The organism is Halalkalibacter alkalisediminis, from assembly GCF_028610705.1.
In the GTDB taxonomy this organism is placed as follows: domain Bacteria; phylum Bacillota; class Bacilli; order Bacillales; family Bacillaceae_D; genus Halalkalibacter; species Halalkalibacter alkalisediminis.
In genome coordinates this window covers 1-1,003 of the sequence record NZ_JAQQWT010000131.1, presented here as the reverse complement: position 1 = coordinate 1,003, position 1,003 = coordinate 1, and the positions used below count along the sequence as shown (strand labels likewise).

Here is a 1,003-nt window from a genome sequence, read left to right as displayed (position 1 = left end):
TGCTTTTTGTATTGAAGAAGCATATTAATATACATACTAAGACTTAGTAAATGACTCTGATATAGTGTCTTTTGAAATGGATTCCGAGCTGCTGCTTGCTTTAGTCCTTGAGCTTTTTCTTCTGCCCATTTTATTGAACGACTTTTACATAATTCCTTAATTCTATTAGTCAATGCATCCTCAGTAACAGCTGAAATATCTTCTGATGCAGGATATTCTTTTAAAACAAGCAAGGACACAACAGAATATAAGTCACCAAAAACCCCATTGTATTCAGGAAATATTTGATCAAGCACTGCTTGAAATTGTAGTTTGGTTTGCACATACATTCCCGTAATATTCTCATGTTGCCTTGTAAGATTACGAAGGTTCAAGAGTTGAATGCCACGCTTCTTGTATGGCTCTAAATCCTCTTTGTAATAAAGCTCACAAAGACGATAGGCATCGATGGCATCGGTTTTAACTTTTCGTAAACTAGAGCTTTTGGCTCTATGAGAAATCAATGGATTAACAATGATTAGTAAATACTGACGTTCCTCTAAAAACTGAACAACTGGTGCATGGTAATGTCCAGTAGCTTCTAAAACCACCGCAGGTTGTGAACCTGTTTTAGCTTTTATATCTTCCAGAAACTCAAGTAATGATCCTAGCCCATCAAGATCATGTTTGATACTAAAGCTTTTACGGTAAGGTTTTCCCTTTTCTAAAAATGCCTGAACTTCACTTTCCCCTTTTGAAACATCCAGACCAATGACTGGATTCATTCTAAATCTCCTCCTTAAATTGAACTTGCCAGTAACCCCTAAATCCTCCTAGTAGTATCATAGCTTCGCTTGTTATACGAGATCTTAGTCCCAACCAGCCTCAAACATGTTTCTACCAGTAGGGGGTGAACGGTTTAATTGACGGGATCTAAGTCCCACGGGTGCGGACGTTCTACCCTGGCTACTGTTATAATAAGACCATATAAAAAAAGGTCAACCAGAAATATTTTCTTATCTGG

1 protein-coding gene is annotated in these 1,003 nt (G+C 37.5%); it reads right to left on the bottom strand.

The annotated features are described in order from the left end of the window. Positions 1-764: IS110 family transposase (locus PQ474_RS26200; RefSeq protein WP_273848517.1), on the bottom strand; the 764-nt coding region annotated here is incomplete at its 3' end. Positions 765-1,003 lie beyond the last annotated feature (239 nt).